Origin of the sequence: Streptomyces sp. NPDC004629 (genome assembly GCF_042873595.1) — a bacterium.
Classification (GTDB): domain Bacteria; phylum Actinomycetota; class Actinomycetes; order Streptomycetales; family Streptomycetaceae; genus Streptomyces.
In genome coordinates, this window is sequence record NZ_JBIALO010000047.1 from 23,291 (window position 1) to 46,614 (window position 23,324).

Below are 23,324 nucleotides of genomic sequence, written 5' to 3' on the forward strand. Positions count from 1 at the left end.
CGCAGCCTCGGTCGTCGGGCAGGTGTGCGGTGATCAGGCGCCGATGGCGTGCGGCGCAGTCTGCCTCTTGCGGCGCCTACGTCTCGCGTGGCGCAATACGCCTCGCGTGGGCCCACGCCCCGTGCGACACAGCGGGCGTCTCACGCGGCGCAATAAGCCTCGTCGGCGCAGCGCAGACGCGGACGGCGGCTCAGGGCCGTGCGGTACTGCGGACGGGCGGAGAAAGCGGTCGTCGGGCGCGGCACGGCGGGACGGTTCGGCCTATGCCTTGCGCCCCCACGCCGAGATCATCGGTGCCGTGACCAGGTCCATGCCGCCCGCGGCGACGTTGGCGAGATGCTGGTCGATGTCCTCGTCGGTGGCCAGTCCCGCGGCGACGAGCCGGTCCCGGATCTGCCGCACGGTGGCGGACTCCAGCGCCGCGCAGGCGGGCGAGGTGAGCGGAAAGTACGCGTCGGCCTGCACGTCGCGCAGTCCGGCCTCGCGCAGCAGGCGCGGGAGTCTGCGGCCGTAGGACAGGTCGGCGCCGCGCTCGGCGAGCAGGCTGCGAAAGCCCTTGCGCAGCCGGTTGGCGAGTTGCTGCTCGGGGCCGTACTCATCGGGGCAGACGAGGGGCTGGAGCGCGGGGTCGGCGTCCTCGATCAGGAGCCGTCCGCCGGGCCGCAGCGCTCGGATCATCGAGTGCAGCGCCCGCTCCCGGTCCGGGACGTGTACGAGGACCAGGCGAGCGTGCACCAGGTCGAACCCCTCCCCTGGCGGCTCGTGCGCGCCGACGTCATGGACGCGCACCTCGACGGGCGGACGGGCGGCCGGGAGGAGCAGCGAGGTGTCGATGTCGGTGGCGACGACCTTGCCGGTCGGGCCGACCTTCTTGGCCAGCCAGGACACCACCGAGGTACCTCCGGCTCCGACCTCCCAGCAACGCCAGCCGAGCCCCAGCCCGAAGTCCGCCAGGTGCCGGAAAGTGGTGGGGTCGAAGAGGGTGGCGAAGGCGTCGAAGCGCTGCCCCGCCTCGGCCTGCCGGTTGTCGAGGAGATAACCGTCGGATTGTGTCATGTTGCGATCATCCCAGTCGGCCCGCCGGCCGAGGATGGTCGACGCTCCGGCGCGACCAGCGGCCCGCTATGGCCTTGACGGCTTGTCCACAGCCGGGAACCTAGCGGAATGCGCCGTTCCCACAGGCTTGCCCGCGTCTCGCGCCGGGCTGGCAGACTTTCTGGTCAAGGCGCGACAGCACAGCGCGAGGAGTACCAGGCAGGGGGATCCGGATGTCCATGGCAGGGAATCTGCGCAAGGTCAGGGACCTGAGCGGGGTGGGCCGCCTGCGCAAGGTCGCGCGGCTGGCCCGGCGGCGACCGCGCGTCGATCTGAGCCATCCCGCCCGGTCGCCCCTGGGCTCCTCGGTGGTCAACTGCGTGACGTACCGGGACGGCGCCCGGGTCTCCGGCGGCGGCGACCTGCTCGACACCGTGGAGCGGATACGCAAGAGCGGCGACGGATTCGTGTGGCTCGGGCTGCATGAGCCGACGGACGCCGAGTTCGCCGGCATCGCCGAACTGTTCGACCTGCATCCGCTGGCGGTCGAGGACGCGGTGGAGGCCCACCAGCGCCCGAAGCTGGAGCGGTACGGGGAGACGATGTTCGTGGTGTTCAAGACGGTCTGCTACGTCGAGCACGAGGAGCTGACGGCGACGAGCGAGGTGGTGGACACCGGCGAGATCATGGTGTTCCTCGGCCAGGACTTCGTGATCACGGTGCGGCACGGACGGCACGGCTCGCTGGGACCGCTGCGCGAGGAACTGGAGTCGCAGCCCGAGCAGCTGGCCAAGGGCCCGGCGGCGGTGCTGCACGCCATCGCGGACCATGTGGTGGACGAGTACCTGACCGTGACGGACGCGCTGCAGTCCGACATCGACCAGGTCGAGACGGACGTGTTCGCGGAGAACGGCGCGCGGGTCGACCCCGGGCGTATCTACCAACTGAAGCGTGAACTCCTCGAACTGAAGCGGGCGGTGGTGCCGCTCGCCCGTCCGGTCGAGGACCTCGCCACACGGCCGATCCGGGTGGTCGACCCGGAGATACAGGCCTATTTCAGGGATGTCCTCGACCACTTGATACGGGCGAAGGAGCAGATCGCCTCCTTCGACGAGCTGCTCAACTCGATCCTCCAGGCCCATCTGGCACAGGTGACGGTCGCGCAGAACGAGGACATGCGGAAGATCACGGCCTGGGCCGCGATCATCGCCGTACCGACGATGGTGTGCGGGGTCTACGGCATGAACTTCGAGCACATGCCGGAGCTGCGCTGGCGGTTCGGCTATCCGCTGGTCATCGGGGTGATATCCGTCGCGTGTCTGACGCTGTACCGAGGGTTCAGGCGCAACGGCTGGCTGTGACCGGCCCGGGGCCGGGCCCGGGCGTCAGCGGCCGGGCGGCGTGGTCCGGGCGTAGACGCTCTCGGTGAAGGCGGCGATCTGGTCCTCCCTCAGGTGTTCGGCGAGGTCGGCCTCGCTGATCATGCCGACCAGACGCTTGTTCTCGATGACGGGCAGGCGGCGGATCTGGTGCCCCCGCATCTCCTGGAGAACTTCACCGACGTCGGCGCTCGCCTCGATCCAGCGGGGCGTGCCATGGGCCATCTGCCCTGCGGTGATCTTGGCGGGGTCGTGGCCCATGGCCACACAGCCGACCACGATGTCGCGGTCGGTGAGAATGCCGCAGAGCCGTTCGTTCTCGTCGCTGATGGGCAGCGCCCCGACGTTCAGCTCGCGCATCAACTGGGCGGCGCGGTCCAGGGTCTCGTGGGCGGGGATCCACTGGGCGCCACGGTGCATGATGTCTCCGGCGGTGGTCATGGTGCACCTCCCGGTACCGGACTGGCCGGCGCGGCGCGGGAAACACCGCTGGTCCCGGCGGCCTTCATTCTCCCGCGCCCGGCCCGGTCTCCGCACCCGCAGACGCGGGCCTCGCTCCGCCCCTCCGCCTCGAAGCGCGGGCAGGCCGCGCCCGCAGCGGGAGAAGGCCCGCGTGGGGAAAGGCCCGCGCAGGAAAGGTCCACGCAGGGAAGATCCACGCCAGGGAAGATCCACCCGAGGCAGGTCCACGCAGGGAAGATCCACGCCAGGGAGGTCCACACAGGGAAGGTCCACGTGCGGGGTGGTTCAGCCGTTCCAGGCGGGGTGCCGGGGGTCGTCGGCGCGGACCAGGACGTCGGCCGCCGTGGCGGGGTCGGTCTCGTCCGCGTACCGCTCGAAGGCGGGCAGCGTCCAGTGGTCCGCCTCGGGGGTGCGGCGGCGCAGGGCGCCCGGTGAGAGGAGGACATGGACGGTCAGGTCGAAGGGAAACCAGTGCCGCAGAAGGAGCGGACCGTGCAGCAACAGCAGCCCGCCGGGCGGGAGTCGGACGTAGGAACTGCGGGTGGCCCGGTCAGTGGCCGGATCCCACAGGTCGGGCAGGACGCGGCCGTCGCCGCCGGGTTCGAGCGGGCCGAAGACCTCGCGCCACAGTGCCGCGGTGTCGAACCAGCCCCTGTAGTACGACTCCACGTCCCGGTGACCGTGTTCCAGCCGGACGGAGGCGGGGCGCAGGAATCCTTCGGCGTCCACGACGAGCGAGGGACGGCCGCGTACTCGCAGCGCCTGCGCGACCCGCTCCGCGAGGTCGCCCGGGCGGGCGGCCGAGGCGCCGTCGAAGGCGACGCGCGGCCAGGTGCCGCCGTCCGCGGGCCGGACATCGAGCAGCCGCTCGGCCAGCCGTTCGGCGAGGCGGTCCCAGGTGATCGCTTCAAGTCGCACGGGCCCATGATGCCGCGCCGGCCGACCGCACCGGCACGGGGACCGACCAGGGCCGTCCGGCAGCCGCCACGGGGTCCGCGGCCCGACGGCGGGGTGGGCGCCAGGTTCCGGGGCCCGACGGCGGGGCGGGCGCCGGTGCTGGGGCCCGACGGCGGGGCGGGCGCCCGACGGCGGGGCGGGCGCCGGTGCCGGGTTCCGCGGCAGCCGCGCTTGCCGGCCGGTCCTGGCGCCCGGTCGCGAGGTCCGGCGGGCCGTGGGGGGGCCGCTGGCGGTCAGGAGAGCCGTTCGTGGGTGCGGCGGGCGGCGAGGAGGGCCGGCAGATAGGCCTCGCCCCAGGCGCGGGCCTTTGCGGGGGTGCGGGGTCACGGCTCCACGCGGACGCGGGAGGCCGGCTTCGGGGGGATGCGGGGGCGCGCTGACGTACGGGAGAACCGGGGCCGGGCGGGGAAGGTACCGGGGATGGCGCGCCTCGCAACTCACCCGTCGTCCGACGGACTTCTCGTGATCCAGCCGCTGCGGCGCACGCAGTGCGCCGCATGCCGTCGCGGACCGTTGTCCCTGCTCGTGTTCGAGGACGGGGTGCCACGCTGCCTCGACTGCGCCGACCTCGGTCATCTGGTGTTCCTGCCGCGCGGCGACACGGCGCTGACGCGCAGGTCGCGGGAGGAGAGCGGGCTGTCGGCGGTGGTGGTGCGGTTCAACCGGCGCAGGAGCCGGTACGAGCGGCAGGGTGTGCTCGTCGAGGAGGCGGCCCTGGCCCGGGCGGAGGTGCGGTGCCTGGCCGACGCGGAGGCGCGAAGACGGCGCCGGGCGCGGGACGCGCGGCGCCGGGCGGTGCAGGACGCGCGGTTCGCGCAGGCGTTCGCGGCGGAGATCCGGCGGCTGTTTCCCGGGTGCCCGGCCGACAGGGCGGAGGCGATCGCCGGGCATGCGTCCGTGCGGGGCAGCGGGCGGGTGGGGCGCAGCGCGGCGGGGCGGTCGCTGTCCGAGGGTGCGGTGGTCTCGGCGGTCGTGGCGGCCGTGCGGCACCTGGACACGCCCTACGACCGGCTGCTGATGAGCGGGGTGCCGCGGCACGAGGCGCGGCGGCGGATCGCGGCGGCCGTGGAGACGGTGCTGCACGGGTGGCGGGGGGCCGGCGCGGACGTGGGGTGAGACCGGCAGGCCGGGGCGGCTGGACGCTCGCGCATGCGCTCGCGCGTCACGGCGATGGGCAGGGTTTCGCGGGGGGGGAATTCACTGGGGCGACGGTGGGTGCCGGGTGGACCCGGTTCGAGGTGGGGAGTGGATGAGGACATGATCGACGGGCCGTACTTCGTGCTGATCGTGCTGGGGGTGCTCGGTACCGGGCTGGTGGCCGGGGTGTTCTGCGGGTTCTCCACGTTCGTCATGCGCGGGCTGGGCGCGTTGCCTCCTGCGCAGGGCGTCGCCGCGATGAACGCGATCAACGTGGCCGCTGTGACGCCCGCGTTCATGCTGGTGTTCGCGGGGTCCGCGGTGCTGTGCGCGATGATCGCCGTGGTGACGTTCGTGCTGTGGCCGGACGGCGGCAAGGTGGAGTTGCTGCTGGGCAGCGCGCTGTTCCTGTTCGGTTCGTTCGGGCTGACGGTGGTCGCGAACGTGCCCCGCAACGACACCCTGGCCGGGATGGAGCCGGGCAGCCCGGAGGCCGCCGCGTACTGGCCGACGTATGTGCGCGAGTGGACCATGTGGAACCACGTCCGCACGGTCGCCTCGGCCGCCGCCGCGGTGGCGTATGTGCTGGCGCTCACCTGAGTGCGTCCGATGGCCGCCCGCGTGGGTCCAGGGCGGGCCGGCTGCGGGGGAAGGGGCCGTCGGCGGCCCTGCGGGGGCGGCCGGGGGGACGTATCGTGGCCGCAGGAGTGCCGCCCGAAGGCGCATGGCCCGTCGTAGGCGGAGGCAAGGAAGACGACCATGGCCGACCCCAAGGGTTTTATGACCACGCCGCGCGAGGAGTGGCCACGTCGGCCCGTCGAGGAACGGGTCGGGGACTGGGACGAGGTGTACGTCCCAGGGGCGCTGCTGCCCATCATCAGCAAGCAGGCCGACCGGTGCATGGACTGCGGCATACCGTTCTGCCACGACGCCTGTCCGCTGGGGAACCTGATCCCCGAGTGGAACGACCTGGTGGCGCGCGAGGACTGGCGGGCGGCCGCCGACCGGCTGCATGCCACGAACAACTTCCCTGAGTTCACGGGCCGGTTGTGTCCGGCGCCGTGCGAGGCGGGGTGCGTGCTCGCGATCAACCAGCCGGCGGTGACCATCAAGAACGTCGAGTGCGCCATCGCCGACCGGGCCTGGCAGGAGGGCTTCACCCAGCCCCGGCCGCCGGACCGGCTGTCCGGGCGGACGGTCGCGGTGATCGGATCGGGCCCCACGGGGCTCGCCGCGGCACAGCAACTGACCCGGGCCGGCCACACCGTCGCCGTGTACGAGCGGGACGACCGGGTGGGCGGGCTGCTGCGGTACGGCATCCCGTCCTTCAAGATGGAGAAGCGGCACCTGGAGCGGCGGCTGGAGCAGATGCGCGCCGAGGGCACCAGGTTCCGTACGTCGACGCTGGTCGGGCGGGACGTCGGGGCGGAGGAACTGCGAACGCGCTACGACGCCGTGGTGATCGCCACGGGGGCCACGGCATGGCGGGAACTTGCCGTGCCGGGGCGGGAGTTGGCGGGGATTCACCAGGCGATGGAGTATCTGCCGCTGTCCAACCGGGTGGGCGAGGGCGATCTGACGGTCTCGCCGCTGTGCGCGGCGGGGAAGCACGTCGTCATCGTGGGCGGCGGCGACACCGGTGCGGACTGTCTGGGCACGGCGGTCCGGGACGGCGCCGCGTCCGTGACCCAGCTGGACATCTACGCCCAGCCGGACGCCGAGCGGGACGCGGACGCCGAGCCCTGGCCGACGTATCCGAAGATCTACCGGCTGTCGGCCGCGCACGAGGAGGCGCGCGACCTGGTGACGGCGCCGGCGGCCGACGCGGACGCGCGGCTGTTCGCGGCGTCGACGCTGCGCTTCACCGGGGACGAGAGCGGGCATGTGCGGTCGCTGCATCTGGTGGAGGTGGACGCGGCGCGCCGGCCGTTGCCGGGCACCGGACGGACCCTGCCCGCGGACCTGGTGCTGATCGCGCTCGGCTTCTCCGGGCCCGACCGTACGGACGGGCTGATCGACCAGCTGGGGCTGGCGATGGACGCGCGTGGCACGATCGCACGGGACGCCGGTTTCGCGACCCGCGTCCCCGGCGTGTTCGCCGCCGGGGACGCCGCGCGCGGACAGTCGCTGATCGTGTGGGCGATCGCGGAGGGCCGGGCGGTGGCCGCGGCGGTGGACCGGTATCTGACGGGGAGTTCGCGGCTGCCTGCGCCGATATCGGCGTACGACCGGCCGATGGCCGTGTGAGGGCCGGCGGCTGCCGGCCCTCCCCCGCTGTCTTACGGGCGTGGGCGGTACCCCCACTCCGCTGCGGTGTGGTGGTCCTTGCCGCCGCGGTACCGGTCGTACGCGCGCGCGGGATGCGGGCTGCCGGTGTCGGTCTCGATGGCGGTGGTGCGGTCCTGCCCGGTCATGGGGGCACTCCGTAAGCGTCGGTCGCGGTCGGTGATCAAGTCGGTACCAGAACAGGGAAGTCGAGTAGAGGGAAGTCGAGTTAGCAGCACCATCAACGTGCGTTGGTTCAGGACAGCAGGAAGTCCGCGTCACCCGCCTTCGCGCCCTGTATGAAGGCGGTCATCTCGTCCGTGGTGTAGATGAGCGCCGGTCCGTCCGGGTCGGTCGACTGACGGACGGCGATCCGGCCGTCGGCGAGCTTCATGGCCTCCAGGCAGTTACCTCCGTTGCCGCCGCTCCACGGCTTGTGCCAGCCCTCGCTGCCCAACTCGCGCGCGGGCATGCCGTTGTAGATCCGCTGGGCGCGGGGCAGCGGCTTGGCGTGGGTCTTGCTGCGTTCCATTCACAACTCCTTGCGAAGATCCCGGAGGATCTCCTTGGTGCGATGTGCCGTGGCGGCCTGCGCCGCCATGCGGTCCATGACCTCAAGGTGGGTCGCCACCTCCGAGCGCGCGTCCAGGTAGACGGCGCCGGTCAGGTACTCGCTGTAAACCATGTCCGGCAGTTCCGACACGGCGAATCGGAACAGCACGAAGGGCCCGTACGTGCCCGGATGCGGCCCGCTGGCGAACGGGGCGATCTGGAGGGTCACGTTGGGCAGCTTTGCGGCCTCAAGCAGCTTGTCGATCTGCGCGCGCATCGCCTTGGGGCCGCCGACCTGGCGCAGCAGGACGGTCTCGTCCATCACCACCCAGAAACGGGGCGCGTCGGCGCGGGTGAGCAGATCCTGGCGCTGCATGCGCAGGGCGACGTGGCGCTCGATGTCCTCGGGCTGGGTCTGGCCTATGGCGCCGGATTCCAGGACACCGCGCGCGTAGTCCTCGGTCTGCAGCAGGCCGGGCACGAAGTGCGGTTCGTACGAGCGGATCAGGCTGGCCGCGCCTTCGAGGCTGACGTACATCGAGAACCAGCCCGGCAGGATGTCGTGGAAGCGCTGCCACCAGCCGGGCTTGTTGGCGTCCTCGGCGAGCTGCACGAAGAGGTCGGCCTCGTCGTCGGTGACGCCGTAGGCCTTCAGGAGCAACTGGAGGTACGGGATCTTGAGGGCGACTTCGGCCATCTCCATGCGGCGGACGGTGGCGGGGGCCACACGGAGGATGCGGGCGGCCTCGTCACGCTTGAGCCCGGCGCGTTCCCGCAGGTCCAGCAGGCGCCGACCGAGGACGACCTGGCCCACGGTCGGCGCGGACCGCGGTTCGCTCACGCTCCACCTCCACCTCTTGAACGCGCTGGACACGCATGAATCCGGACAGCCCTGCGGCGCCGTTCGAGGAAGTCATCGGTGATCAGCTGGATCGCCGGTGATTCGAACTGGCGCCGCCGGACGTGCTGTTGCGAGCAGTGTGCCATGGCACCCGACCGAGTCACACAGCACTCTGCAATTTTCAGAGTGACACTTGCCAAGTGTTCACGGCGGGGCGATAGTGGCAAGCGTGATTCCGTCCGCGCCCTTAGGAGCAGAGGCCGCCGCAGACCGACCGGGTCTCGGCGCCGTCGCGGGAGCAGCCGCAGGTCAGGCCGCTGCCGAGCGTCGGTTCCGATTCGAGCTGGCCGCACATCCGGGCTCACCCGCCCAGGCGAGACGCCTGACGCGGGACCGGCTGTCCGGCTGGTCGGTGTGCGCGGACACCTGCGACACCGCAGTCCTGGTCATCTCGGAGCTGGTCACCAACGCGATCGTGCACACGGCCAGCAGCCGGGTGGTGTGCGAGCTGCGCGACCACGACGACGTGCTGCGGATAGCCGTGCGTGACGAGGGGTGCGCGCCGGGTGACCCCCGCCCGTCCCCACGGCGGGCCGAGGAGGAGCACGGGAGGGGATTGCTCCTCGTGGATGCCATGTGCCGGGCCTGGGGCGCCCAGGAGCACGGGCCCGGCCTGCTGGTCTGGGCCGAGCTGCCGTGCCGGGCCGATGCCGCCCCGGACACCGCAGAACCGCGCAACGACCTGGGCTGGGGCACCCGTCCCAAGCCCGGCCCCGGCCGGGGCACCGGCGAGGAGGAGCGGGTGCAGAAGCAGTACCGCAGGACATCCCAGACGGAGACACGGCAGTCCGGGAGGGCTGAATGGCTGTGAGCGACGCCCCCCATCACGGTCCGGTACTCGGGCTCGACACCCTGGTGCGGCTGCGGCGCGAGCAGCGTTCGCCGGGCGCGACCGGGCGGCTCGCGCTTCCCGAGGGAATGACGACACCACTGGGCTGCGACGCCGTTGCGGTGCCCGCCCGCTTCGGGCCGCTCGTCGTCCCCCGGCTGCCGCGGGTGGGTTGTGTGTACGCCGACGGATCGCACTGGTGGTGGCTCGTCCCGTCGGACTCCGACTACGCGCTCACCTGGCCGACCCCGGCGCACTACGCGCCCGGCGCCCGTCTGCCCGCCACCAGCCGCCTCATCCACCGGCCGGACGGCACAGTGCCGTACACCCCGCCGATCCCGCTCTATCTGGCCCTGTGCCGAGTGACGGGGACCACACCGGACTGGTCCCGCCAGCTCAGCGCATAGCCGCCGGCTGAAGGGCGCGGCGGCCCGGACCGGCCTAGCGCCTCGTTGCCGGGCGCCTCGTTGCCGGGCACCTCGTTGCCGGGCACCTCGTTGCCGGGCGGCCCGGCTCACGACGAAGCCGCCCACGCGAAGGCGCCGCGTCAGCCCCCTGCCGCCGTCTCACCGGGTCACCCGGTGCGCTCGCCGCCGCGGACGACGACCAGGAAGCTGTCCGTCGCGAGGTCCATGACGACCTCCGCGGGCAGTCCCTCCAGCCGTCGCGCCTGCGCGAACTCCTCGGCCGGCCACGATCCGCGCGGTCCTCCGGCGGGAAAGCGTTCGAGCACGGTTCGCCCGTTCACCATCCTGTACCTCCCACGTCGTACTGCGATGAGTCAACGCCCTGGAGGTGGGACACGGTGCGCCCGGTGACCCGAATGAGACGCAGGTGACACCGGCTCGACGCCCACGGTGAGGGTCCGATCACGTTCCGTCGGTTCACGCACGTCCGTGTCAGCAGTCGTACTCGTCGTGGTGGCGGACCCGGTCACTGCCTTCGGGGGTGCGGCCGAGCGCCGTCAGGTCCAGCAGGCTGGGGACGGAGCCCAGTGCGTCCAGCCCGTTCTCGTAGGCCGAGTAGGTGTGGAAGACCCGGTCGTGCTCGCGCAGGAAGCAGCTGATCCCGGCCCGGTCGGCGAGCGTACCGTCCCGTTCCAGGGTCACCTCGAAGTCCCGGTTGAAGTCGTTGTCGCACGACGAGAACCACGGCAGCGTCCAGCCCATCCGCGCCTTGAACGGCAGGATCCGGGTGAACGGCGCCCGGGAGACGACCGCGAACGACGTCCCGCGCGCGTGGAGGTGCGCCAGATGCCCGATCTGGTCGAGGAAGGCGGAGCAGTCGGGGCAGCCCGCGTCCCATTCGGGCGCGAACATGAAGTGGTGGACGACGAGCTGGCGCCGCCCCTCGAACAGGTCGAGAAGCGTCGCTTTACCGTCGCCGCCCTCGAACACGTACTCCGTGTCGATCTCGACCACGGGCAGCCGGCGCCGCTCCGCGTTCAGCACGTCGCGTGCGCGCCGGACCGCCTCCTCCTTGGCGAGCAATTCCGCCCGCGCCGCGCGCCACTGCTCGCGCGAGACGATCTCCGGTAACCGCATGGAGCCTCCTGTACGACGGTCACGACCCTGTGCTCTGGGTGGTGACCGGCGGGCCGGGCGGAACTCATCGCCGCACGGAGGATTTTCCTCCACCGCGCGGCACGGGCGCCGCAGTCAGTACGTCACGGGCAACGCGACCAGCCCCCGCGCGCGCAGCGACCGGCGCCACCGCAACTCGCCGTCGGCGAGGGCCAGATCCGGAAGCCGCTCCAGCAGGGCGGCCAGGGCGATCTCGGTCTCCGCGCGAGCCAGTGGAGCGCCGAGGCAGTAGTGGATGCCGTGGCCGAGGGCGAGGTGTCCGCCGGCGTCACGGCCGAGGTCGAGGCGGTCGGGGTCGGGGAAGCGGGCGGGGTCGCGGTTGGCGGCCGCCGGTGACACCCAGACCGTCTCGCCCGCGGGCACGGTCACCCCGCCGATCGTGACGTCCTCGACCGGGAAGCGCCGGATGGCGAGCAGCGCGGGCCCCTCGTAGCGGACGAACTCCTCGACGGCGCCCGGCAGCAGGCCGGGGTCCCGGCGCAGCGCGGCGAGCTGGTCGGGGTGGCTGAGGAGGGCGAGCACCGAATTGCCGATGAGCTGTACCGCGTTCTCGTAGCCGGCGAACAGAATGAGGAAGGCGAGGGACATCAGTTCGTCCTCGCTCAGCCGGTCGCCGCCGTCGCGCACCGCGATCAGGTCGGAGAGCAGGTCGTCGCCCGGCTCGGCGCGCTTGTCGCGCAGCAGCCGGGTGAAATAGCCCAGCATCGCCACCACGGCCTCCTTGCCGGCCTCGGGCCGTGCCGGGTCGGGGGCGACGAGGCTGTCCGTCCAGACCCTGAAGTCGAACCGGTGCTCGTCCGGAATGCCGAGCAGGTCGCAGATGACGGTGATCGGCAGGGGTGCGGCGTATGCGGCGACGAGGTCGGCGCTGCCGTGCGGGCCGAGCACGTCGAGCAGCGCGTCAGCGGTATGCCGGATCGGCGCCCGCAACCGCTGCACGCGGCGCGGTGTGAAGGCCCGGCCGACCAGGCGGCGCACGCGCGTGTGGTCGGGCGGGTCCATGTTGAGCAGGTTGGCGTCGAGGGCGGGTGGCAGCGAGAAACCCTTGTAGGTGCCCGCCGAGGCGTGCCGTTTGTCGAGCGCGAGCCGGGGGTCGGCGAGGGCTTCGCGCACGTCGTCGTAGCGGGTGACGAGCCAGGCGGGGGTGCCGTCGGGGCCGGTGATGCGGTGCACCGGCGCGTTGTCGCGCAGCCGCCGGTACACGTCGTACGGGTGGTCGAGGAGGCCGTCCGCGGGATCCATGAGGCACAGCCTAGAAAGAAGCGGGTGCTCGGGTGGCCTACTCCTGAAGGCGGCACTCGGCGGCGGGACAAGGCGGCGGTCGGGACGGACCGGCGGGACGGTGAGGCGCGGTGGCCGGCGAGGCAGGCGGGGCAGGCGACGACGACCGGCCAGATGCGGCGTCAGGCTGTGAGCGGCAGTTCCGGGGCCATGGGCCCGAGTTGCCGTCCGTCGCGCTCCAGCTCCGTGAGCAGTGCGTCGAGTTGCTCGGTGTGGCGCGGGCTGAGCCGTCCGGTGTCGTCGAGGTGCACGGCGCAGGCCGTGGTCGTGTCGACGAGCCGTTCCAGGACGGACGCCACCGCGTCGGTGCCCTCGGTGTGCCGGGCCAGGGCGGGCAGTTCGGCGGCGGCGAGGGCGATGGCGGTACGGGCCGCGGCGAGGGTGCGGTAGGCCTCGCGGCGCAGCGCCCACCGCTCGGGGCGGTCCTCGCACCCCGCGAGGACATGGGTGAGGTAGGCGTGCGCGGCGCTCCCGGCCGCGGCGAGCCGGGCCCGTACGCCCGCGCCCCGCTCCCCCGGCATCGGCAGATGCCCGACGACCAGCACGAGCGCGCAGGCCAGCAGCGTCTCGCCGATCCGGCTGACGGAGGCCTGCGGCTCCCCGCCGACCATGACGAGGGCGAGCACGAGCACGGTGACGACGGCGGTCTGCGCGGCGAAGTGCCGGGTGGCGACCGGGATGAGCGCCCCGCTGACGGCGACCAGCGCGACGAGCCCCGCGGGCCGGGGCAGTACGGCGGCGAGCCCGGCGAAGACGAGGGCACCGAGAACGGTCCCGGCGGCCCGGCACAGCACCCGTGACGCCAGCGGGCCGAGGTCGGGCTTGACGAGGAAGACGGCGGTGGCGGGCAGCCAGTACCAGTGCTGGTGCTGCCCGTACCAGCGGGCGTGGTGCAGGGACTGGGCGATGGCCGCGCTCGCCCCGAAGCACAGGGCGACGCGCAGTCCGTACTCCCGTCCGCCGGTGCCCAGCGCCGTGCGGAGCGCATCCCGCGTCCGCCGCCTGCGGGTGTGCAGGTCGCCGTCCTTGCCCCGGTCGAAGACGTCGGCGGCGTGCAGGAGTGCGTCGTCGAGGGCGCGCAGGGCCGGCGCGCAGCGGCTGGGCGCGGGCAGCGGTCCGGTGGGACGGTTGCCGCGGACGGCGGCGGCGAGCCTGCGGGGCCCTTCGCAGGCCCGGCCGGACACCGCTTCCCCGGCCCAGGCGAGCGCGGTCGCGGCCTCGGCGAGCGGCAGCGCGGCGGCGTACCGGGCGTGCAGCCGGCGCTCGGCCGCGCAGCTCGCGTACCGGCGCAGCCGGGGTCCGGCGAGGGCGTCCTGTGCATGGTCGAGGGCGGCGGTGAGCGCGGCCCGGCGCCGTACGGCCGCGCCGGTGCCGGCGGCGTCGAGCAGGTCGGCTACGGCGTCGTACACATCGGCCACCGCCGCCCGTTCCCCGTCGAACCGGTAGTCGCCGGTGAGGGCGCCGGGCGTGGGCAGGGCGAGCCGCAGCGCGAGCAGCCAGCCGGCTCCGGCGAGGAAGGCGAGCGCGCGCAGCCAGCCCGGTTCGGGCAGCGGCATGCCGGCCCCGATCGCGGCGGCGACGAGCAACTGCGTGCCGGCGCCGGATGCGACGGGTCCGACCGCGCTCATGCCGCCGGCGACGAGCCCGAGGCCGGTCAGCAGCAGGGTCAGTGGGACGGCGCCGAGGTACCGGCTCGTGTACGTCCCGGCCAGCAGCCCCACCGCCCCGGCGAGCGCGGGCACACCGAGCCGCGCGACCGCCGCCCTACGGCTGCCGGGCCGGTCGTTGATCCCGGCGAGCATGGCGGCGATGGCGGCGACGACACCGAGGGAGGCGTGGCCGCCGAGGACGGCGCCGAGCAGCAGCGGGCCCGCGGCGAGCGCCCCGCGCGCGACGGCGCTCCAGGGCACGGGCCCGCGCTGGGCGCTGAGGGCGTGGGCGAGCCAGGGCGGGGCTGCGGGGAGGGCGCGGGTCACCGGGGCTCCTGTCCGGACGAGGGCGGGGTGTGCCTTCGGGCGACGGCGGCCGTGGCGGGTGGGCTGTGGGTCCACGGTAGATCGCGGGACCGTACGCAATGGAGCGGTTGTGTTTCCGCCGTGTGACGGTTGACCGGAGGGGGGCGTTCTTTATGAACACAACGGCGCGGCCGGACCGGGTCCCGGCCGGATCGTCCGGCCGAACGGGAGCGGACCCGGGGGCGTAGCCTGCCCCCGGGCCCTGGAATGCCGTCCACGATCACACGCCGGCACGCTTGAGGGTCCAGGTCAGTCGTTATGTCGTCGCGTCCTGCCTTTGGACCACCGCACATCGAGCTGTGCGGACCGGACTTGAACCGGCATCTCGACGCCCTGGGGCCTGGGCCCGGTCGATCCGGCGATCGACGGCGAATGCTGAGTCTGGAGCGAGAGTCTGAGATTGATCGCGGTCTGCCTCTGCCTGTTGGGCCACCGCGGCACGGGGATGGTCCATGGATGCCGCGGGGAGGACTCGAACCTCCACTGGAACCGCGCAGTCACGACAAGCCTCAGCTTCAGCTTGCGCTCCTCGCGCACCCCGGTCACCGGGACCGGGGAGTCTCACAGGGTGCGGTTATCGGAAGAGGTAACCGAACACGGCGTCACCGATCCGCTGGTCGACGACGTCGACGCCGTTGGCCTCCTCTCGCGCGAACTTCACGGCCTGCTGCAACTTCTCGACCCGGTCGAGGAGTTCGTTGACGCGGCGGGCGGGAAGCGCGCCGGAGAACTTCACGGTGGTCCAGTATCCGATGGGCACGTCCTCGTAGTAGACCTCGACCTGGGCCGGATGCTTGTCGGTGGCCTCCGCCTTGACGTGGTTGCGCGGCACCTTCTTGGTGCGCAGCGTCCGTACCGGCTCGGTCTTCCAGGCGTCGGTGGACGGGTCCTGCGCCCACGACTCGGAGGCGTCGAGCACCGGCAGCTTCCGCACGAAGGTGTTGAGGTCGACGAGCTGCTTCTCCAGGAACAGCAGGTAGGAGACGGGGACGTCGGCGACGAGCACCCGCCCGTCCACGGTCACGTCCGCCCGCGCGGTGCAGTTGGCCCAGTCCTTGGTGGCGGTCACGTCGAACAGCCGCGTCAGGATCGCCGCGGTCTCCCGCAGCACGTCCTCGGCCTTGACCTGCACCCGCGTCGACTCGGGCGGCAACTGCTCGCCCTCCTCGTCCTTCGGCTGGTACGTCCGGGAGATGCCCGCGAGCAACGCGGGCTTCTGCAGCCCGTGATGAGTGGTCGTCAGGTCCTGGTGCGCCTTGGACTTGATGCCCTTCTCGACTGCGATGATCTGGTTGAGTTTCGCCACGGGAAGACGTTAGCAGCGTCAACTCAGCCATCTCGAACGATTATTCGGCGGTCCGGCGGTCAGCGGTGGCCGGGCCATCGGTCATGGCGCGGACCGCGGCGACCGACTCCTCGAACAGGGCCTCGGCGCGCTCGATCCCGGCCACCGGCCCGGTGCCGTCCAGACCGGTCACGATGCCGTCGACGGCGCGCAGTCCCGCCCGCTCCAGCAGCCGTTTCTCGTTGGTCACCCATTCCCCGCGGGCCGCGAGCACCGCGTGGGCGGTCTGGGCGGCGGCCACGGCGAGGGCGCCGGCGACCTCGGTGAGGCGGCCGTGCGGCGCGTGGTTGGCCTTGGCGTAGGCGAGGGTGGCGCGGGCGGTGCCCCGCCAGTGTTCGGGGGCGGTTCGGCGCAGCTTCGGCGGGTAGGCCGCGGGGCGTGGCAGTTCTCCCCGTAGCACCGTGTTGACCGCGAGTTCCGCGACGACCAGGTAGCTGGGGATGCCGGCGAGGTGGAAGAGCAGCGGCTCCACCCGGAAGCGGCCCTCCCGCGCCTGCGCCAGTTCGTGCTCTACGACGTCCAGATCGCGGTAGTGCACGTCGACGCGACGGCCGTCGATGGTCAGCCAGGCGCCGCCGTTGAAGACACCGCCGCCCCAGCCGCCGATCTCGGACACCTCCCCCGGCCAGCCGAGGGCGCGCAGCTCCGCGGGGTCGAAGCGGCCCCGGTAGTAGACGGCGAGGTCCCAGTCGCTGTCCGGGCGGTGGGTGCCCTGGGCCCGGGAGCCGCCGAGTGCCACGGCCCGGACGGCGGTGAGCGCGGCGAGGCGGTGGGCGGTGGTGTCCAGGAACATCTGGTCGGGATCGGACGGCATGGGCGGCTCCGGCGGGTGAACGGGACGTCGGGTGCGGTGCTGTGCGCTTCCGCGGAGATCGGCGCTAGGCGGAGATCGGCGGAGGCGGAGAACGGCGGGAGGGAGAGATCGGCAGAGGCGGGGAACGGCGGAAGGTAAGGATCGGCGGGAGCCTATGTGGGGTGGGTCGGTCGCGCGAGCCGAATAATTCGGATGCGGACGCGGGACCTGCCCCGCATGATCGGCAGATTGTCCGCCCCGACGCGCGTGCCGCCGCCGATGTCTGGCTGCGTTCCTACGACGCCGCGCTGCCGACGGTCACCCGCCCGCGGTCCGACGACGCCGTACGGGACTACTTCCGTGACGCCGTCGTACCGCTCAGGGAGACGTGGGTCGCCGAGGCGGTCGGCGGGGGCGGCATCGTGGGGGTGATGGTGCTCGACGGCGCGACGCTCTCCCAGCTCTGCCTCGACCCCCGGTGGCGGGGCCGCGGCATCGGTGACCGGTTCGTCGGCCTGGCCAAGGAACGCGGTCCCGAGGGCCTCACCCTGTGGACCTTCCAGGTCAACAAGCCCGCCCACCGCTTCCACGAGCGGCGCGGCTTTGTCGCCGTCGAGTTCACGCACGGCAGCGCGAACGAGGAGCGCGAGCCGGACGTTCGCTATGTGTGGCGGCCGTGATCAGCGCGCGGACGCCGCGTACTTGTCCGTAGCCGCCACCACCGCGTCCACGATGCCCGGCGCGCCCGCGTTGTGGCCGGCCTCGTCCACGACCACCAACTCGCTGCCGGGCCAGGCGTGATGGAGCCGCCAGACCATCCCGACGAGGTTGGCCAGGTCGAGACTGCCCTGGACGAGGGTCCCCGGAATGCCCTTCAACAGGTGCGCGTCGCGCAGTACGACGCCCGTGTCGTTGCCCTCGCCCAGGAAGTGGTCGCTGCCCCAGTAGTGGGTGACCGTGCGGGCGAAGCCCATCCGGAACTCCGGGTCCTCGTACCGCTCGACCGAACGCGGCGGCGCGGGGACGATCGCCGTCTCCCAGTCGGTCCAGGCGCGCGCCGCCCGCTCCCGCACGGCCTGGTCGGGCGACTCCAGCAACCGGTGGTAGGCGGCGGCGAGGTTGCCGTCCCGCTCGCCCTCGGGCAGCCCGGCCAGGAACCGCTCGAACGCCTCAGGGAAGATCTTCCCCAACCCCCTGGTCAGCAGCGTCACTTCGGCGTCGGAGCCGGTCGCCACCCCGGCCAGCACCAGCTCGGACACGGCCTCCGGATGCGTCTGCGCGTACCGCAGGCCCAGCACCGACCCCCAGGAGATGCCCCACACCAGCCACCGCTCGATCCCGAGGTGCCGGCGCAGCAGTTCCAGGTCGGCGATCAGATGGGCCGTCGTGTTGACGCTCATGTCGGTGCCGTACGCGCTCGCCCTCGGCGTCGAACGACCGCTGCCGCGCTGGTCGAGCAGCACGATGCGATAGGCGGCCGGGTCGCAGTAGCGGCGCAGCTGCGGGGTGCTGCCGGAGCCGGGGCCGCCGTGCAGCATGACCGCGGGCTTGCCGTGCGGATTGCCGCAGGTCTCCCAGTGGACGAGATTGCCGTCACCGACGTCGAGCATGCCGTGGTCGTACGGTTCGATCTCCGGATAGAGGCCCATCGGGGCACCGTAACGACCCGGCGGCGGGCCTGTCCTCTCATTTCATTTCCGGCCCGGCAGCCCGGCCGCGTCCGCCGCCGTGCGCAGCACCTCCCGCAGCATCTCGGGCGTGAGCCGTCCGGTGAAGGTGTTGCGCTGGCTGACGTGGAAGCAACCGAAGAGGTCCAGCCCGTCGAGGGACACCCGGGCGCCGTGCGCGAAGGCCGGCCGGGGACGCGGGATCGTCCAGCCCGCCGCGGCGAAGGCGGGCAGCGCGGCCTGCCAGCCGAAGGCACCCAGCACGACCGCGGCCCGCAGGGTGGGCCGCAGCAACCCCAGCTCCCGCACCAGCCAGGGGCGGCAGGTGTCGCGTTCGGCGGGCGTCGGCCGGTTGGCGGGCGGGGCGCAGTGCACGGGCGAGGTGACGCGCACGCCGTACAGTTCCAGACCGTCGTCGGCGCTCACGGAGGTGGGCTGCGAGGCCAGCCCGATGTCGTACAGCGCCCGGTACAGCACGTCGCCCGAGCGGTCGCCGGTGAACATGCGGCCGGTCCGGTTCCCGCCGTGCGCGGCAGGCGCCAGCCCGAGGATCAGCAGCCGGGCGTCGGACGGTCCGTAGCCGGGCACCGGGCGGCCCCAGTACGTCCAGTCGGCGAAGGCCGCGCGCTTGGTCCGGGCCACCTCCTCGCGCCATGCGACCAGCCGCGGGCAGGCCCGGCAGCCGGCGATGCACCGGTCGAGAGCGTCAAGACCACTGCTGTCCATGCCCCCACGGTATGCCCGGCGAACGGCCACACCCGCCGCCACAGACAGAAACGGCAGACGGCACAGACAGCAGGCGACGAGCGCCGCCACGCGACGAGCAGCCGAGAGCCGCAGGCATGAAAACGCTGCCGTGTTCCCCGGTTCTGCGAGCTAAGGTCGGGGCATGGCTTCCGAGGATGCGGACGTGAACGGCGACCATGGGACCGAGCGGACCGGCTCCCCGACGGGCCCCGGGACGGGTGCCAGGGCCGACGCCCCAGCCAACGCCCCGGCCGAGGCCCTTTCCGCGCGGGCCGACGCCGAGCTGAGGGGCTCCTCGGACGCACCCGCCGGCGATGCCATGGACCCCAAGGTCGCCGCGGCGGAGGCCGCCGCCCGGGCGGCCGGTCCGGGACAGGGCGAGACCGTCCGCATCGACAGCTGGATCTGGGCGGTCCGCCTGATCAAGACCCGCTCGCTCGGCGCCGCCGCCTGCCGTGGCGGGCACGTCCACGTCAACGGCGAGCGAGTGAAGCCCGCGTACTCCGTGCGCGTCGGCGACGAGGTGCGGCTGCGGCACGAGGGCCGGGAGCGGATCGTCATCGTCAAGCGCCTGATCCGCAAGCGGGTCGGCGCCCCCGTGGCGGTTCAGTGCTATGTCGACAACTCGCCGCCTCCCCCGCCTCGGGATGCCGTCGCCCCCGCGGGCGTGCGCGACCGCGGCGCCGGCCGCCCCACCAAGCGGGACCGCCGCGAACTGGAACGGCTGCGGGCCCTGCGCGGCCTCGGCAACCGCCCCCCGGGGTCCCGGTGACCCAGGTCATGCCTGTCGGCGCACCAGGCGCAGCAGATCCGCGTTGCGCCCGCGTCGGGCCCAGGCGATGAGGGCCAGGGGCACGATCAGGATGAGCGGGGTCGCCGCGTTCTCTCCGTCGAAGATGGTGACCTGGACGACGAACGCCCCCGCCATGAGCGCGCCGAGCGCCATGGCCGCCACCGACTGCAGGACCGGTATCAACAGGGCCACGGCCCCGGCCAGTTCGAGTACGCCGATGATGTACATGCCGGTGGTGCCCCAGCCGATCCGGTCGAAGGAGTCGACGGCCGAGGAGTGCGCGATCAGCTTGGGCAGAGCACTGGCGATGGCGTAGAAGAGCGCGAGCAGCACTTGCAGGCCGAACAGGGCGGCACGGGCGCGCCGGCCGCGCGGGGTCGCGGACTCGGCGATGACCGTACCGGAGACGGTGTCGGTGGCGGACGCGCCGGAGGCACTGATCTCGGACATGAGTTCTCCCGTTGAAGCGTCCTGGTCGCTGTCGTAGAGGCAGACCCCTCTTCGGCGCGGAACTCATCGCCGTCCGGCGAACCGGGGGCGGTCACAGCCCTAGGCCGTCCGGACCGCTCTGACCCACACCCGGTCCGGTGTCAGATACTCGTCCACCTCCAGGCCGGCCTCCGCCAGCGCCCCCTCGAACTGTTCCTTCGTCAGTGGCCGGGCCGCGAACGTCTGTGTCCAGACCGCGTCCGGGAACACATACTCCGCGTGCACCGAGTTCACCCCGTCGCCGACCGGCTCGGCCGAGACCATGCGCACGGTGTAGCCGCTCGGGTCGACCCGCTCCCTCGGGAGATTCGTGTGGTAGTCCTCGCCCTCCCGCTGGATCAGCACGCAGCCGCCCTCCGCCACATGCCGGGCGCAGGTGTGCAGCAGGCCGCGCCGCACCTCTGTGTCCCCGGCGTGCACCAGGAACGACGCGAGCATCACCACGTCGAACCTCTCGCTCAGGTCCAGGTCCTCGATCGGGCTGCATATGGTGCGCGCCCCACGGATGCGCTCCAGCATCTCCGCGGACTCGTCGACCGCGGTGACCGTGAACCCGCGCTCCAGCAGGGGGTGGGTCACGCGTCCGACGCCGCTGCCCAGTTCCAGGATGCTCGCCCCGGCCGGCACGGCCGCGGCGATGATGTCCGGCTCGTCACCGACCGACAGGCGCGAGTAGAGCTCCACCGCGCAGCCGTCCGGGGTGATCGCACCGGGTCCCGTGCCCTCGTATCCCTCTCGCATTTCAGCCGTCATGCCCGAACAACGGCCCGGCGCCGCACACCCGTTCCCATGCCGCAGTAGTTCACCCGTTCGAGTGGACGGGCCGGTGCGCTGCCTGTACCCCGGCGCGGCCGTGTCGCCTGCGACAGACGGCCATGGTCCGGGGCACGCCAGGTCGAGCAGCAGGTCAGGCGGGCCGCCGACGCCGGGCGGCACGGCGGGCCCCTGCCGGTCGGCGTCCGCTTGATGCCCTCGGCCGGTGCGCTTGGTCGGCATCCGCATCGAAGAGTACGTTGCAAACAGGAGTGATGATCCGATGCGTACGGGCAGTGAGCCGTCGACCGCGCGCAGTGCTCTGCGGGCGCGGTTCTGGCTGAGCGTGTGGGGCGTGGCCTGGGCGATCTTCGGAACGGCGGTGTTCGCGCTGCTGGACCGGACGGGCTGGGCCATTGCCTGCGGGCTGCTGTGGCTGGTGACCACGGTCGACCTGATCATGATCGTCCGGCACATCCGGCAGGGGCCGCACTACCAGCCGGGCCGCGATGTACCGCCGTACGCTCCGCCGGCGAGCCCGCCCTACCGCCGGCCGTCGCAGCGCCGGTCGCGGTACCGCCTCCCGCCCCAGCACCGGCACCCATGAGCCGCCCGCCCCAGCACTGGCACCGGCACCGGCACCGGCACCGGCACCCATGACCATCGGGTGGCACCGGTATTCACGGCTCCGCCGGGCTCAGGAATCGAACTGCGCCGCCTTCAGGTACTGCGGGTTCGGGTCGAGCGCCGCCGCCAGCCGGAAGTGGCGCTTGGCCTGGTCGCGGCGGCCCTGGCGCTCATAAGTGCGGGCGAGAGCGAAGTGCGCGAACGCGTTGTCCGGCTCGCGTTCCAGGACGATGGTGAATTCCAGCTCGGCGGGGCGCAGTTGCGCGGCGGCAAAGAAGGCACGCGCGCGGAGCAGACGGGCGGCCGTGTTCTCGGGGTGCGCGGCGATGACTCCGTCGAGCAGCTTCACCGCGCCCCGCGGATCCCGTGCGTTGAGCAGATGCTCGGCGGCACGGAAGTCGATGACATGCGTTTCCGGAGTACGTCCGGGCGATCCGCTGGTCTCAGGCACGGCACACTTCTTCCCTCGCAGACACCGTTCAACGCCCGGTCGGGCGCATGCTATTCCCCGGCTGCCCCTGCCGCGTCCGCGCGGTGCGCGTGTTCCCTGCGGACCAGGTCGGCCCACACCTCGGCGACGCGCCGCCGCAGGGCGTCGAGGGGCACGTCGTTGTCGATGACGACGTCCGCGATCTCCAGGCGTTTGTCCCGGGTCGCCTGCGCCGCCATACGCGCGCGTGCGTCGTCCTCGCTCATGCCGCGCCGCCGTACGAGCCGGTCGAGCTGGGTCTCGGGGCTGGCGTCGACGACGACCACGACGTCGTAGAGGGGCGCGAGGCTGTTCTCGGCGAGGAGCGGCACGTCGTGCACGACGACGGCATCGTCGGCCGCTGTGCTCTCCAGCTCACGGGAGCGGGCGCCCACCAAGGGGTGCACGATCGAGTTGAGAACGGCCAGCTTCTCGGGGTCGGCGAAGACGATCGCGCCGAGCCCGGGCCGGTCCAGGCCGCCATCGGGGGCGAGGACCCGCTCGCCGAAGGCGTCGACCACCGCCGCGAGTCCGGGGGTGCCGGGCGCGACGACCTCGCGGGCGATGCGGTCGGCGTCGATCAGCACGGCACCGTGCTCCACGAGCAGCCGCGACACCTCGCTCTTTCCGGCGCCGATTCCGCCGGTCAGGCCAACTTTCAGCATGGTCGGAAGCCTAGACGCTGCGCTCGGCGGACGGGGTGGGAGGGGAGGGACCTGCGCCCCGGGCCGCCCCCGGTCGCTGCGGGTTGGGATCCGAGCCCGGGGGCTGTGTCCGGGGCGTCTGTGTCCGGCGGCGTCTGTGTCCGGGGCCGATCGAGCCCGGACCCTTTACAGCCGGGGCTGTCCGGGTCCGGGCCGTTGGCGTGTGGGAGCGGTCGGGGCCCGGCCATCGGGGTCGGGGCCCTTCGCGGGTGGCGCCCCTCGTGTTGGGAGCGCCGGTGCCTGCACTGCGTACGTCAGCTGCGCGAAGGGGCTGCTGCCCGTGGGCGGCCCGATCGACCCCGGACTCGGACGGACCTGGCCCGAACCGCCCCGCACACGAACGGCCACGGACTCGGACACCTCCGGCCCGGACAAACCCCGACCCGGACACCCCCAGCCCAGACAGTCCAGACCCGGATACCCCCCAGCCCAAACAGTCCAGACTCAGAGGGCTTCTCGAAACCGAGTGTGGTGGCTGGGTTTGCGCTGGTCAGGCGTGATGCCGGGGCGGGTGAGGTAGATCCGGTGCGTCCGTGGAGGT

The 23,324-nt window shown here is 72.6% G+C and carries 27 protein-coding genes; 9 read left to right on the forward strand and 18 right to left on the reverse strand.

Annotated features, from left to right (window positions below):
- Positions 1-261 precede the first annotated feature (261 nt).
- Positions 262-1,056, reverse strand: coding sequence for a methyltransferase domain-containing protein (locus tag ACFYTE_RS39355; protein WP_388721562.1), 795 nt, complete (start codon positions 1,054-1,056; stop codon positions 262-264).
- A 212-nt stretch (positions 1,057-1,268) separates the two neighbouring features.
- Between ACFYTE_RS39355 and ACFYTE_RS39360 the strand changes: the two genes are divergently transcribed.
- Positions 1,269-2,396, forward strand: coding sequence for a magnesium and cobalt transport protein CorA (locus tag ACFYTE_RS39360; RefSeq protein ID WP_388721565.1), 1,128 nt, complete (start codon positions 1,269-1,271; stop codon positions 2,394-2,396).
- 24 nt (positions 2,397-2,420) lie between these two features.
- Here ACFYTE_RS39360 and ACFYTE_RS39365 read toward each other — a convergent pair whose 3' ends face one another.
- Both ACFYTE_RS39365 and ACFYTE_RS39370 read right to left on the reverse strand, forming a co-directional pair.
- Positions 2,421-2,855: a CBS domain-containing protein gene (locus ACFYTE_RS39365; protein WP_388721568.1), complete on the reverse strand. Its 435-nt coding sequence runs from the start codon at positions 2,853-2,855 to the stop codon at positions 2,421-2,423.
- Positions 2,856-3,161: 306 nt separating this feature from the next.
- Positions 3,162-3,794: a uridine kinase gene (locus ACFYTE_RS39370; RefSeq protein ID WP_388721571.1), complete on the reverse strand. Its 633-nt coding sequence runs from the start codon at positions 3,792-3,794 to the stop codon at positions 3,162-3,164.
- 459 nt (positions 3,795-4,253) lie between these two features.
- On the opposite strand from ACFYTE_RS39370, the gene ACFYTE_RS39375 reads away from it, so the two are divergent.
- The 3 genes from ACFYTE_RS39375 (at position 4,254) to ACFYTE_RS39385 (ending at position 7,217) form a co-directional block, all read left to right on the forward strand.
- Positions 4,254-4,949 (forward strand): DUF2293 domain-containing protein, encoded by a 696-nt coding sequence (locus tag ACFYTE_RS39375; protein WP_388721574.1) that lies wholly within the window; start codon positions 4,254-4,256, stop codon positions 4,947-4,949.
- Between the two features lie 141 nt (positions 4,950-5,090).
- Positions 5,091-5,570: a DUF1772 domain-containing protein gene (locus tag ACFYTE_RS39380; RefSeq protein ID WP_388721626.1), complete on the forward strand. Its 480-nt coding sequence runs from the start codon at positions 5,091-5,093 to the stop codon at positions 5,568-5,570.
- 159 nt (positions 5,571-5,729) lie between these two features.
- Complete coding sequence (locus ACFYTE_RS39385) at positions 5,730-7,217, forward strand: glutamate synthase subunit beta (RefSeq protein WP_388721577.1); 1,488 nt, start codon at positions 5,730-5,732, stop codon at positions 7,215-7,217.
- A 32-nt stretch (positions 7,218-7,249) separates the two neighbouring features.
- Here ACFYTE_RS39385 and ACFYTE_RS39390 read toward each other — a convergent pair whose 3' ends face one another.
- From ACFYTE_RS39390 to ACFYTE_RS39400, 3 genes are all read right to left on the reverse strand, one after another.
- Positions 7,250-7,384 (reverse strand): hypothetical protein, encoded by a 135-nt coding sequence (locus ACFYTE_RS39390; RefSeq protein ID WP_388721579.1) that lies wholly within the window; start codon positions 7,382-7,384, stop codon positions 7,250-7,252.
- A 107-nt stretch (positions 7,385-7,491) separates the two neighbouring features.
- Complete coding sequence (locus ACFYTE_RS39395) at positions 7,492-7,767, reverse strand: DUF397 domain-containing protein (protein ID WP_388721581.1); 276 nt, start codon at positions 7,765-7,767, stop codon at positions 7,492-7,494.
- Entirely contained in the window at positions 7,768-8,628 is an 861-nt protein-coding gene (locus ACFYTE_RS39400; RefSeq protein ID WP_388721584.1) for a helix-turn-helix domain-containing protein, read from the reverse strand.
- Between the two features lie 220 nt (positions 8,629-8,848).
- Between ACFYTE_RS39400 and ACFYTE_RS39405 the strand changes: the two genes are divergently transcribed.
- Both ACFYTE_RS39405 and ACFYTE_RS39410 read left to right on the forward strand, forming a co-directional pair.
- Positions 8,849-9,499: an ATP-binding protein gene (locus ACFYTE_RS39405; protein WP_388721587.1), complete on the forward strand. Its 651-nt coding sequence runs from the start codon at positions 8,849-8,851 to the stop codon at positions 9,497-9,499.
- Positions 9,490-9,924 (forward strand): hypothetical protein, encoded by a 435-nt coding sequence (locus ACFYTE_RS39410; protein WP_388721590.1) that lies wholly within the window; start codon positions 9,490-9,492, stop codon positions 9,922-9,924. The genes ACFYTE_RS39405 and ACFYTE_RS39410 overlap by 10 nt, the downstream gene beginning before the upstream one ends.
- 167 nt (positions 9,925-10,091) lie before the next feature.
- On the opposite strand, the gene ACFYTE_RS39415 is transcribed toward ACFYTE_RS39410, so the two are convergent.
- From ACFYTE_RS39415 to ACFYTE_RS39440, 6 genes are all read right to left on the reverse strand, one after another.
- Positions 10,092-10,268, reverse strand: coding sequence for a hypothetical protein (locus ACFYTE_RS39415; RefSeq protein ID WP_388721592.1), 177 nt, complete (start codon positions 10,266-10,268; stop codon positions 10,092-10,094).
- A gap of 148 nt (positions 10,269-10,416) precedes the next feature.
- On the reverse strand, positions 10,417-11,061 hold the full coding sequence (locus ACFYTE_RS39420) for a DUF899 domain-containing protein (RefSeq protein ID WP_388721595.1): 645 nt from the start codon (positions 11,059-11,061) through the stop codon (positions 10,417-10,419).
- Positions 11,062-11,175: 114 nt separating this feature from the next.
- Entirely contained in the window at positions 11,176-12,342 is a 1,167-nt protein-coding gene (locus tag ACFYTE_RS39425) for a cytochrome P450 (protein WP_388721598.1), read from the reverse strand.
- 161 nt (positions 12,343-12,503) lie between these two features.
- Positions 12,504-14,357, reverse strand: coding sequence for an FUSC family protein (locus tag ACFYTE_RS39430; protein ID WP_388721601.1), 1,854 nt, complete (start codon positions 14,355-14,357; stop codon positions 12,504-12,506).
- A 613-nt stretch (positions 14,358-14,970) separates the two neighbouring features.
- Positions 14,971-15,702 carry a hypothetical protein gene (locus tag ACFYTE_RS39435; protein WP_388721604.1) on the reverse strand — a complete coding sequence of 244 codons (732 nt, stop codon included), beginning with the start codon at positions 15,700-15,702 and terminating at the stop codon, positions 14,971-14,973.
- A 40-nt stretch (positions 15,703-15,742) separates the two neighbouring features.
- Positions 15,743-16,555: a nucleotidyltransferase domain-containing protein gene (locus tag ACFYTE_RS39440; protein WP_388721606.1), complete on the reverse strand. Its 813-nt coding sequence runs from the start codon at positions 16,553-16,555 to the stop codon at positions 15,743-15,745.
- A gap of 227 nt (positions 16,556-16,782) precedes the next feature.
- On the opposite strand from ACFYTE_RS39440, the gene ACFYTE_RS39445 reads away from it, so the two are divergent.
- A complete protein-coding gene (locus ACFYTE_RS39445) occupies positions 16,783-17,214 on the forward strand; it encodes a GNAT family N-acetyltransferase (protein WP_388721628.1) in 432 nt (143 codons plus the stop codon).
- On the opposite strand, the gene pip is transcribed toward ACFYTE_RS39445, so the two are convergent.
- Both pip and ACFYTE_RS39455 read right to left on the reverse strand, forming a co-directional pair.
- On the reverse strand, positions 17,215-18,183 hold the full coding sequence (gene pip / locus ACFYTE_RS39450; protein ID WP_388721609.1) for a prolyl aminopeptidase: 969 nt from the start codon (positions 18,181-18,183) through the stop codon (positions 17,215-17,217). It abuts the gene before it with no gap.
- Between the two features lie 42 nt (positions 18,184-18,225).
- Positions 18,226-18,927: a uracil-DNA glycosylase gene (locus ACFYTE_RS39455; protein ID WP_388721612.1), complete on the reverse strand. Its 702-nt coding sequence runs from the start codon at positions 18,925-18,927 to the stop codon at positions 18,226-18,228.
- Between the two features lie 163 nt (positions 18,928-19,090).
- Here ACFYTE_RS39455 and ACFYTE_RS39460 point away from each other — a divergent pair, with 163 nt between their 5' ends.
- Positions 19,091-19,720, forward strand: a complete 630-nt coding sequence (locus ACFYTE_RS39460) for an RNA-binding S4 domain-containing protein (protein ID WP_388721615.1) — start codon at positions 19,091-19,093, stop codon at positions 19,718-19,720.
- Between the two features lie 6 nt (positions 19,721-19,726).
- Here ACFYTE_RS39460 and ACFYTE_RS39465 read toward each other — a convergent pair whose 3' ends face one another.
- Complete coding sequence (locus tag ACFYTE_RS39465) at positions 19,727-20,191, reverse strand: DoxX family protein (protein ID WP_388721617.1); 465 nt, start codon at positions 20,189-20,191, stop codon at positions 19,727-19,729.
- Positions 20,192-20,290: 99 nt separating this feature from the next.
- Positions 20,291-20,971, reverse strand: coding sequence for a class I SAM-dependent methyltransferase (locus ACFYTE_RS39470; protein WP_388721619.1), 681 nt, complete (start codon positions 20,969-20,971; stop codon positions 20,291-20,293).
- Positions 20,972-21,266: 295 nt separating this feature from the next.
- Between ACFYTE_RS39470 and ACFYTE_RS39475 the strand changes: the two genes are divergently transcribed.
- A complete protein-coding gene (locus tag ACFYTE_RS39475; RefSeq protein WP_388721621.1) occupies positions 21,267-21,590 on the forward strand; it encodes a DUF6343 family protein in 324 nt (107 codons plus the stop codon).
- A 90-nt stretch (positions 21,591-21,680) separates the two neighbouring features.
- Here the strand turns inward: ACFYTE_RS39475 and ACFYTE_RS39480 are convergent, their stop codons facing one another.
- The gene (locus ACFYTE_RS39480) at positions 21,681-22,061 is read right to left on the reverse strand and encodes a tetratricopeptide repeat protein (protein WP_351735063.1); all 381 of its coding nucleotides are present in this window, start codon (positions 22,059-22,061) and stop codon (positions 21,681-21,683) included.
- Between the two features lie 50 nt (positions 22,062-22,111).
- Complete coding sequence (gene coaE / locus ACFYTE_RS39485; protein WP_388721623.1) at positions 22,112-22,744, reverse strand: dephospho-CoA kinase; 633 nt, start codon at positions 22,742-22,744, stop codon at positions 22,112-22,114.
- Positions 22,745-23,324 lie beyond the last annotated feature (580 nt).

Excerpts from the sequence above, each read along its gene's own strand:
- ACFYTE_RS39470 (WP_388721619.1), bottom strand. The coding sequence starts at position 20,971 with ATGCGAGAGGGATACGAGGGCACGGGACCCGGTGCGATCACCCCGGAC.
- ACFYTE_RS39360 (WP_388721565.1), top strand. The coding sequence starts at position 1,269 with ATGTCCATGGCAGGGAATCTGCGCAAGGTCAGGGACCTGAGCGGGGTG.
- ACFYTE_RS39475 (WP_388721621.1), top strand. The coding sequence starts at position 21,267 with ATGCGTACGGGCAGTGAGCCGTCGACCGCGCGCAGTGCTCTGCGGGCG.
- ACFYTE_RS39380 (WP_388721626.1), top strand. The coding sequence starts at position 5,091 with ATGATCGACGGGCCGTACTTCGTGCTGATCGTGCTGGGGGTGCTCGGT.
- ACFYTE_RS39420 (WP_388721595.1), bottom strand. The coding sequence starts at position 11,061 with ATGCGGTTACCGGAGATCGTCTCGCGCGAGCAGTGGCGCGCGGCGCGG.
- ACFYTE_RS39460 (WP_388721615.1), top strand. The coding sequence starts at position 19,091 with ATGGCTTCCGAGGATGCGGACGTGAACGGCGACCATGGGACCGAGCGG.
- ACFYTE_RS39440 (WP_388721606.1), bottom strand. The coding sequence starts at position 16,555 with ATGCCGTCCGATCCCGACCAGATGTTCCTGGACACCACCGCCCACCGC.
- ACFYTE_RS39465 (WP_388721617.1), bottom strand. The coding sequence starts at position 20,191 with ATGTCCGAGATCAGTGCCTCCGGCGCGTCCGCCACCGACACCGTCTCC.
- ACFYTE_RS39410 (WP_388721590.1), top strand. The coding sequence starts at position 9,490 with ATGGCTGTGAGCGACGCCCCCCATCACGGTCCGGTACTCGGGCTCGAC.
- ACFYTE_RS39415 (WP_388721592.1), bottom strand. The coding sequence starts at position 10,268 with ATGGTGAACGGGCGAACCGTGCTCGAACGCTTTCCCGCCGGAGGACCG.
- ACFYTE_RS39390 (WP_388721579.1), bottom strand. The coding sequence starts at position 7,384 with ATGACCGGGCAGGACCGCACCACCGCCATCGAGACCGACACCGGCAGC.
- coaE (WP_388721623.1), bottom strand. The coding sequence starts at position 22,744 with ATGCTGAAAGTTGGCCTGACCGGCGGAATCGGCGCCGGAAAGAGCGAG.
- ACFYTE_RS39355 (WP_388721562.1), bottom strand. The coding sequence starts at position 1,056 with ATGACACAATCCGACGGTTATCTCCTCGACAACCGGCAGGCCGAGGCG.
- ACFYTE_RS39425 (WP_388721598.1), bottom strand. The coding sequence starts at position 12,342 with ATGGATCCCGCGGACGGCCTCCTCGACCACCCGTACGACGTGTACCGG.
- ACFYTE_RS39455 (WP_388721612.1), bottom strand. The coding sequence starts at position 18,927 with ATGGACAGCAGTGGTCTTGACGCTCTCGACCGGTGCATCGCCGGCTGC.
- ACFYTE_RS39365 (WP_388721568.1), bottom strand. The coding sequence starts at position 2,855 with ATGACCACCGCCGGAGACATCATGCACCGTGGCGCCCAGTGGATCCCC.
- ACFYTE_RS39395 (WP_388721581.1), bottom strand. The coding sequence starts at position 7,767 with ATGGAACGCAGCAAGACCCACGCCAAGCCGCTGCCCCGCGCCCAGCGG.
- ACFYTE_RS39375 (WP_388721574.1), top strand. The coding sequence starts at position 4,254 with ATGGCGCGCCTCGCAACTCACCCGTCGTCCGACGGACTTCTCGTGATC.
- pip (WP_388721609.1), bottom strand. The coding sequence starts at position 18,183 with ATGGGCCTCTATCCGGAGATCGAACCGTACGACCACGGCATGCTCGAC.
- ACFYTE_RS39385 (WP_388721577.1), top strand. The coding sequence starts at position 5,730 with ATGGCCGACCCCAAGGGTTTTATGACCACGCCGCGCGAGGAGTGGCCA.